The sequence below is a fragment of the Bradyrhizobium sp. P2_E8 genome, assembly GCF_056403875.1.
Genome location: NZ_JBFUES010001750.1, coordinates 1 through 779 on the forward strand (window position 1 = coordinate 1; position 779 = coordinate 779).

At 61.5% G+C, this 779-nt stretch carries 1 protein-coding gene and 1 riboswitch; the gene reads right to left on the reverse strand.

Annotation, left to right across the window (positions count from 1 at the left end):
- A partial coding sequence (locus AC1D00_RS43670; RefSeq protein WP_477015005.1) for a chorismate mutase occupies positions 1–435 on the reverse strand: 435 nt, incomplete at its 3' end.
- Positions 436–638: 203 nt separating this feature from the next.
- Positions 639–718: riboswitch (SAM riboswitch) on the forward strand.
- The last annotated feature ends 61 nt before the right edge of the window (positions 719–779 follow it).

Below are 779 nucleotides of genomic sequence, written 5' to 3' on the forward strand. Positions count from 1 at the left end.
GACCAGCGCCAGGTCGCCCTTGGATTTCGCCACCGCCTCGACCGCCGCCTGCGCGCTGAAATGCGCGACGTAAGGCACGGTGAAGCCGAAATGGAATCGCACGGAATCGCGCATCGCGGGCTCGCTCACCGAGATGTCGGCATGCACTGCGAACGGTGCCTGCACGTAAGTAAACGTCGCGATGATGACGCGCCAGATGCTCTCGACCGTGTCGAGCGGCAGGATGCCGCGATGGCGCTCCACGATCCGCCGCATCATGTCGGCCTCGCGCGCCGGCCGGAACGCCGAGCCGACCTCCTGGGTCTGCTTCACCTGGATCAGGCGGTCGATGATGTCGCCGCGCTGCATCAGCAGGCGATGCATGCCCTCGTCGATCGCGTCGATCTCCTTGCGCAATTCCTGCAACGATGGTGGCGCGGGCGGACGTTGAGACATATCTGGCAAGTGCTGTTGAGAGGCGTTCCAATGCGGGTCCATCAGGTCGGACCCGCTGCGGTCGGTGTCTTGATTAGGCAGTCGGAGCGGCGAAAGCAAAGAGAAATGCAAGGGGAAATTGGGCCTTTTCGGCTGACGCGACGGGGGCGAATTTGGTCAATCCGGACCGTATCTTGACGAAAACCGTCCAAGCCGCTAGGTTTTGCCTGTTCCGTGGTCATTTGAGCCGGCCGGCTTGCAGCCACGTTAAAAAACTCGCTAAACAGGCCGGGGACGCTTTCGATCCCGGCCGAACCTATCGTTCAGGCCGGGTTTTTTATGGCCTGATGTCAGTAGCGATCTGA